Source organism: Propionivibrio sp., assembly GCF_016790145.1.
Lineage (GTDB): Bacteria > Pseudomonadota > Gammaproteobacteria > Burkholderiales > Rhodocyclaceae > Propionivibrio.
The window spans coordinates 1-7,253 of the sequence record NZ_JAEUOI010000129.1 but is presented as its reverse complement, the minus strand read 5'-3'; the positions used below and the strand labels follow the sequence as shown (position 1 = coordinate 7,253).

Here is a 7,253-nt window from a genome sequence, read left to right as displayed (position 1 = left end):
GATGATCAGCCCGGGCTCGCCGACGCTGCAATAACCCACCGGCGCCAGGTCATAGAGCTCGAAGTAGCGCGCCCGCGCGATTTTGAGTGCCACCTGCGACTGGCGCAGTTCGTCGTTCTGCATTTCCAGTTCGATCTGGTGCACCTGCAACTCGTGCACTACGTGTTGCGCGGCTGCGGGTGTCAGGGCGGCAAGCTGTTCCGGCGTCTGCAAGCCCTGTCGGTGCAGGATCTCCTCGGCCTGCCGGCGCAGCGCAGAGCCTGTTGCTGGCTTGTTCTTATCGATCATTGAATGTCTCCTACGTCCCTGTACAGCCACGTCGATACGCAGATCCGTCGGTCGGGTTAGCGTAGCGTCCCCTTTGGGGATTTCCGGCGGGGCATAACCCGTCAACCCGACAATCGTCGGATCGTGTGACCCACTTTTAGGTCGGGTTACGCCCTGCGGGCTAACCCGACCTACGGGCTTGCACTCGGCAATCGGTCGGTCGACTCGACGCCCCGTTCGGATGTGGCAATCGCATACATCTCCCCGTCCTCATTGAGCAAGGCGGTGGCGGTCATCCAGACGTCGATCTGCGCACCGTCTTTGGTGATCCGCTGCGTACGGTACGGCGCCAGAATTTCTGCCCGGCCAAGTTGAAGTATCGTGGCCAGCGCATCCTTGCGCAAGTCCGGCGGGATCAGGTCGCGCACGTTCATCACCAAGGCCTCGCCTTCACTCCAGCCATAGAGGCGCACCGCAGCGGGGTTCCAGGCCAGGATGCGGCCCTCCAGGTCCTGCACGGCGATGGCATCGTGCGCATCGCGCACGACTACCGCCAGGCGCAGCAGATCGTTGGCTTTGCGCAGCGCATCGCGTATCTGTACCGTCTCCGTGATGTCGACAAAGGAGATCACCGCGCCCTCGATCACGTTGTCGAGCGTGCGGTAGGGATTGATGCGCATCGAGTACCACTGGCCCGCCCTGGTCTGCACGTCGAGTTCCTTGGCGATCAGGGTATCGAGCACGGCCTGGGTATCGGCGACCAGGCTGGAGTAGCCCACCAGGTTGGAGACGAGGTGCGCGACCGGCCGCCCGACGTCGGAGAGGATCAGGTTGATGATCGCACTGGCCGCCGGGGTAAAGCGCAGGATGCGCAGTTGATGGTCGACAAACACGGTGCCGATGCCGGTGCCGGCCAGCAGGTTGTTCATGTCGTTATTCGAGCGCGACAGATCGCTGACCTTGGTTTGCAACTCGGTATTGACCGTCGCCAGCTCTTCGTTGACCGACTGCAATTCTTCCTTGGAGGTTTCCAGCTCCTCGTTGCTCGATTGCAGTTCTTCATTCACCGACTGCATTTCCTCATTCGAGGACTTGAGCTCTTCGTTGGCGCTTTCCAGTTCCTCATGGGTGCTCTGCAGGTATTCGTCCTTGGCCCGCAGTTCGTCCCTGAGCGCTGCGATGCGTGCTTCGGCAGCGGTGCCGTCTGCGTCTGAACCGGCGGTCAAGTCCGCCGCTGGCATGGCTTCGGATTCGAGGCCGGAGGCTTCTTCGAGGATGACCAGGTAGAGCGGCACCCCGGGCGATCCGGGTAACTCAGCCCTCCCGGCCGCGCCGTGGCGCAGCGGACGGATGCTCAGGTTGACGCGGGTGAAGTGGCCGTTGGTCTTGACCTTGACCCCCAGGGCGCGTACCAGATCGTCGCTGGCGAGCGCTTTGTTCAGCGCCATGGCGAGATCCTGCCGCAGCCCTTCGCGCGCCATCTTCAGGATGTTGTTGATCCCCGCTTCGCCGGGAGCCGGCTCCAGGTACATCCCGCTGCGCCCGTGCAGGTAGAGAATATCGCCCTGGCCATTGACCAGCGCGGCGGCCGGGGCAATCTGCTGCAACAGGGCCTGTTCGGTCAGTTCGCGCAGCGGCAGTGGCGCGGCGATGCGCGTCCCGGCACCGCGTGGCCGTGCCTCAGTGATCGCTGCGCGCGCCTGATGGGCGATCAGCGGCGGCAGATAATGCCCGAGGGGCGCACGCGGCGCGCCCTCATCGTCTTCTCTGCGCTGATACAGCTTGGCTTTGCGGTCGAGCACGTTAAACATCCCGGTAAACTCGCCGACGCCTTCGGATGTGCCAAGGAGCAGAATGCCGCCCGCTTTCAGCGCGTAGTGGAACAGTGGAATGAGCTTCTTCTGCAACTCTGCGCCGAAATAGATCAGCAGGTTGCGGCAACTGATCAGGTCGAGCCGGGAGAAGGGCGGATCCTTGATCAGATCCTGTTTGGAAAAGACCAGCAGGTCGCGCAGGCCCTTGTTGATGCGGTAGGCGCCGCCGTCCGGCGTGGCCGTAAAGAAACGCGCCAGCCGCTCGGGTGAAAGGTCGGCGGCGATGCTGGCCGGATAGAGTCCGGCGCGTGCGGTCTCGATCGCCCGCTGGTCAATGTCGGTGGCGAAGATTTGCAGCGTGTAGCTTTGCCTGAGGGCCTCCATGCGTTCTTGCAGGAGGATGGCAATCGAGTAGGCTTCTTCGCCGGTCGAGCAACCCGTCGACCAGACGCGGATCGTGCCGCCTGCCGGCTTGTCGGCAAAGAGCCGGGGGACGATCTCGTCCTCGAGTACCTTGAAGGCCTCCGGATCGCGGAAGAAACTGGTGACGCCGATCAGCAGGTCACGAAACAGCGCCTCGACTTCGGGCGCGCTCTGCTGCAGAAACTTGACGTAGCTGTCGATGCCGTCGATCTGGTGCACGGCCATGCGCCGTTCGATGCGACGGTGGATGGTGCTCGGCTTGTATTGGGAAAAGTCGTGGCCGGTCTGGGCGCGCAGCAGGATGAAGATCTTCTTCAGTGCGCCCTCGCGGCTCGGGGTCGAGACGGTGGCGTGCCGGGGGAGCTTGCCGAAGGCGTGCGCGGTGTAGGCCAGCAGCCGGGCCGGCATTTCGGCCGGCGGCAGTTCGTAATCGACGAGGCCGGTGGCTATGGCGCTGCGCGGCATGCCATCGAACTCGCAGGACTGCGGGTTCTGCGCCATGACCATGCCACCTTCGCCCTTGATCGCCCGCACACCCAGCGTGCCGTCGCTGCCGGTGCCGGAGAGCACGATGCCGATGGCGTGTTCGTGCTGGTCCTGGGCCAGCGAGCGGAACAGGAAGTCAATCGGCAGACGCTGGCCGCGCGGCGCCATCGGTTCGAGCAATTGCAGCGTGCCGTTGAGAAACGCCATGTCGTAGTTGGGCGGGATGATGTAGACGCAGTTGGGCTGCACTACCATACCGTCGTCGACCTCGAACACCTCCATCCGGGTGTAGCGCCGGAGCAGGTCGGTGAGGATGCTCTTGTGATCCGGCGCCAGGTGCTGCACCAGGACAAAGGCCATGCCCGGATCGCTGTCGGAGGGCAGGCCGGAGAAGAAGGCTTCGAAGGCGGCCAGACCGCCGGCCGAAGCGCCAATGCCGACGATCGGGAAGACGCTGTCGGGGTGTTTTACTTCGGCTTCGCCCTGGTCTGGAGGCATCGCCAACGCGTCTGTTCCGGCTTTCTTCCCTGGTTTGTTGGCTGTCATGCGCTCTCCCGCGCGCCATGCGGGCGCACCATTCCTGTCATGATACGCTCATCCGGAGAGGAGGGTGGGAAAATGCCATCTCCATGAAGCTTGCCGCTCGGTAGGTGCTATGCGCAGTGCATCGGCCCGGCCTTCCGCAATTAAGTACTACCCTGGTCGGGCCCAGGCGTTAGCGCAGCCCGACGAACGACAGGATAGCGAGAATGATGACGACGGCGCCGACGATATAAACGATGCTGTTCATGATATTTTCCTTTCACGGGGATTAAACAATCGAATCGCGTTCTTGCAGCGATTCACTCTACAACGTTTCTAACTTTACCCGTGCCGTTGTGCACATTCCGTTCGCCAACGTACATAAACCCCATTATTTTCAAGCACTATCAGGGGTTAACCGGGAATACGAATTCCGCAGCGCACAATCGCTCCAGAAATGACGTATGCAATTGCCCTGGCGCCGGGTTGAAGCTCGCTCAGGCGCCGAGAAATTCACCCACCGGTTTGAGGTCGTCAACCCGGTCGCATATGGCCTTGATGACTACCATGATCGGTACCGCGAGCAACAAGCCCCACACCCCCCACAGCCAGCCCCAGGCAAAAACGCCGACAAAGATGGCCACCGGATTCATCTTGTTGGCACGACTGGTCAGCCAGGGTGTGAGCAGGAAAGCTTCAATGCTGTGGATTGCCAGGGAAATCAGGCCAACCAGCAAGGCCATTTCCAGTGTGCCGAATTGCAGGAAACTCATCAGTGCCGAGCCTGTGGTGACAATCATGTTGCCGATGTAAGGAATCAGATCGAGCAGGCCTGCGGCTAAGCCCCAGACCGCCGCATTCTCCATGCCGATCGCCAGAAAGCATAACCAGGTGGCCACGCCGACCACGATGCTGGTAAACAACTGCACCAGCAGATAGCGCTGAATCTGCATGTTGATCTGGTTGAGCGCCTGCAGCGTGATCTTTTTCCGGCTCAGCGCGGGGCCGGCTAGTTTGACCAGTTTCGCCCTGTAGCTGTCTCCCGAAGTCATCAGAAAGAAGGCGATCAGCGCCACCATCCCGATCTGGTACAACATGCCCAGCACCCCGAGAGTTCCGTTCCAGAGATGATCCTTGATGTCGAATCTCGGTTTGTCGATCTGCACCCGTTGCACGCCACGGCCAAGCGGCTCGACAGGGGTCGATTCTTCGGCTGCCTGCTCAAGCCGGGTGGCGGCTTTCTGTACTGTTTCCAGCGCATTGTCTGTCTTGCCTGACCGGGAATGGATGGAGTCGCGCAGTTTTTGCGCGGCAGAGGGCAGCATTTCGATCAGTTGGCTGGCTTCGTCGCTGAGCGAATAGACGATCGCTCCAAAGCCGCTGAACAGGCCCAGTATCAGCAGCGCGGCGCTCAATGCACGCGGAATCCGGCGCCTCTGCAGCCAGTCCACCAGCGGCGATAGTGCATAACTGAAAAGCAGGCCTACACACACCGTAATTAAAACGACGCTGGCCCAATGCAGCATGAATACGCTGGCCAGCGTGGCCAGCACCGCCAGCGAAACGCTGCGCACATCGACCGGCATGGGCAGCAGCGCGCGACTCGGCTCGGCGGGCTCAGCACCTTCTGTCGCCGGGTCTGCGCCAGTGCCGTCTGCCCGGGTGATAGCGGGATCGGTCATTCCTGACTCCGGTGACTCCGAATGGGGAACGCGCTTATTGATCCGACCGCAAATGTATGAAGTCGTGGCCCGAGGCCAGGCTTCGCGCTCGCCCCGGCGAAAGCCGGGGTCCAGGAGGCGAATCCACGCCAGTGCTGGATACCGGCATTCGCCGGTTTGACGGATATTTCAAACTTCATCGGGCCGAATAGTGATTGTCTGATACTGACGTGCCGACCGCGCTTCCCCGAAACGCGTGTCCAGGGAAGCATGAAAGGCGATTGGGCTTACTGCTGGCCCTTGACGATCATGTCATTCTTGACCGATGTCACGCCTTTGACGCCGCGCGCAACGGCAACCGCCTTGTCGATATCGGCACGGGATCTTACGAAGCCGGTCAATTGAACAATGCCCTTGTAGGTTTCGACGTTGATTTCAGCCGATTTGAGCGAAGATTCTCCCAACACAGCGGCCTTCACCTTGCTCGTGATGACGGCGTCGTCGACATACTCACCGGTGGATTCCTTCTTGGACGTAGGCGCGGCGGGTTTCTCACTGTCCGGTTTGCTCGCCGTTGCCGGTGCCACCGGCGCTTTCGGAGCAGCCTTGGCCTGGGCCTGGGCTGCCTTGGCTTCCTTGACGCAGACTGACTTGTCGTTGCCGGCCTTGTCGTCGCACTTTTCCTTGGCTAGCGCGTAATCGGCGTCTGCCTTGGCGGTGCTTACGTCCTTGCTCGCCTTGGCGCTGGGCTTGTTGCGGGCATCGAGTTCGGCTGTTGCGACCTTCTGCTTGCCCTTGGCCTCGACCATACAGATATCCTTGGCGTTGCCGGTCGATGAACTGCACGCCGCACTGGCGGATTTGTATTCAGCCGCGATCTTGTCCTTGTCGGCCTTGTATTCGGCCTTCGACAGGGTTTGCGCCAGCGCGCCGTTGCTGAAGGCCAAGGCCATCGCCGCCGCGACCAGGGTAATTTTGAGATTTTTCATCGTCGTTCCTTTAATTGTTGAATTTGACTATTTGTATGCCTGCCTGTTCGAAAAACCAGTAACCGTCTTGCCCGCCGGAGGGCGGGGAAGACGGCAGGGGCGAGTACGACTAATTGCCCTTGAGGGCGTCCTTGATGTCTTCCTTGGCATCGCCATACGTCGCCTGGACTTTGCCCTGGGTGTTCTGAACCTTGCCTTTGAGTTCCATCTCCTTGTTGCCGACCAGGTTGCCGACGACTTCCTTCACTTTGCCTTTGGCTTCCTTGATGCGACCGGTGGTTTGATCCTTGTTCATGCTTTTCTCCTGTAATTGAGGGTTGATGATGTTCGGGAGCGCCGGTTTTGCTTAGCAACGCTCTCAATGAAGAGAATAGGCAATTAGTCAGGCGAGTTCTGTGCGCTAGCGCGCATAACTTGCCAGATCTGAGCTGCTGCACCGAGCAAGGGCAAATACGGATTCGCGGCCTGCTGCCAGCGGACGGGAGGTACGGCGGGCCCAGAGGCTTTGAATTGATGGATAAACACCTCCCAAGCCGTCATTCCGACGAACGCCGGAATCCAGTAGATTCCTCCGATAGCCATTACGACAATCGGAAAAACGAGCTGAACCTACCGTGGCCCGAGGCCAGGCTTTGCGCTCATTCCGGGCTTGACCCGGAATCCAGTTCGTTCATCAAGACAGTTTTATCAACCTCTTGATCGGATGTGCAAATCTGGATTCCGGCCTGCGCCGGAATGGCGATGGGTTTATTGAACAAATTTACCTTGAGCCATCACGGCTTTACATTGACATCACGATTATCGTGATCCGGTCTGGGCATTCGGTCTGATCATTTCTGCCGGCTGGACCCATAGGTCGAAGTCCGTTTCACTGACATAACCGAGGGCCAGCGCCGCCTCGCGCAGCGTGCTCCCATTGTAGTGCGCCCGCCGGGCAATCATGGCGGCACGCTCGTAACCGATATGCGGGGCCAGTGCGGTGACCAGCATCAGGGAGCGTTCCAGGAGTTCCCCGATGCGCTGGCGATTGGCTTCCAAGCCGCGTACGCAGTGCGCTTCAAAGCTGAGCATGCCGTCAGCCAGCAGGCGTA

The 7,253-nt window shown here is 60.5% G+C and carries 4 protein-coding genes and 2 pseudogenes; all 6 read right to left on the bottom strand.

Annotation, left to right across the window (positions count from 1 at the left end):
• Positions 1-288, bottom strand: a pseudogene (locus tag JNM42_RS11180) (hypothetical protein); the annotation flags it as partial.
• A 170-nt stretch (positions 289-458) separates the two neighbouring features.
• A complete protein-coding gene (locus tag JNM42_RS11175) occupies positions 459-3,536 on the bottom strand; it encodes a chemotaxis protein CheB (RefSeq protein ID WP_294269548.1) in 3,078 nt (1,025 codons plus the stop codon).
• 473 nt (positions 3,537-4,009) lie between these two features.
• The gene (locus tag JNM42_RS11170; protein ID WP_294269546.1) at positions 4,010-5,194 is read right to left on the bottom strand and encodes an AI-2E family transporter; all 1,185 of its coding nucleotides are present in this window, start codon (positions 5,192-5,194) and stop codon (positions 4,010-4,012) included.
• A gap of 266 nt (positions 5,195-5,460) precedes the next feature.
• Complete coding sequence (locus JNM42_RS11165; RefSeq protein WP_294269543.1) at positions 5,461-6,162, bottom strand: BON domain-containing protein; 702 nt, start codon at positions 6,160-6,162, stop codon at positions 5,461-5,463.
• A 109-nt stretch (positions 6,163-6,271) separates the two neighbouring features.
• Positions 6,272-6,457, bottom strand: coding sequence for a CsbD family protein (locus JNM42_RS11160; protein ID WP_294269540.1), 186 nt, complete (start codon positions 6,455-6,457; stop codon positions 6,272-6,274).
• 503 nt (positions 6,458-6,960) lie between these two features.
• Positions 6,961-7,253, bottom strand: a pseudogene (locus tag JNM42_RS11155) (class II fumarate hydratase); the annotation flags it as partial.

Coding starts and splice junctions, on each gene's coding strand:
- JNM42_RS11175 (WP_294269548.1), bottom strand. CDS start 3,536: ATGACAGCCAACAAACCAGGGAAGAAAGCCGGAACAGACGCGTTGGCG.
- JNM42_RS11170 (WP_294269546.1), bottom strand. CDS start 5,194: ATGACCGATCCCGCTATCACCCGGGCAGACGGCACTGGCGCAGACCCG.
- JNM42_RS11165 (WP_294269543.1), bottom strand. CDS start 6,162: ATGAAAAATCTCAAAATTACCCTGGTCGCGGCGGCGATGGCCTTGGCC.
- JNM42_RS11160 (WP_294269540.1), bottom strand. CDS start 6,457: ATGAACAAGGATCAAACCACCGGTCGCATCAAGGAAGCCAAAGGCAAA.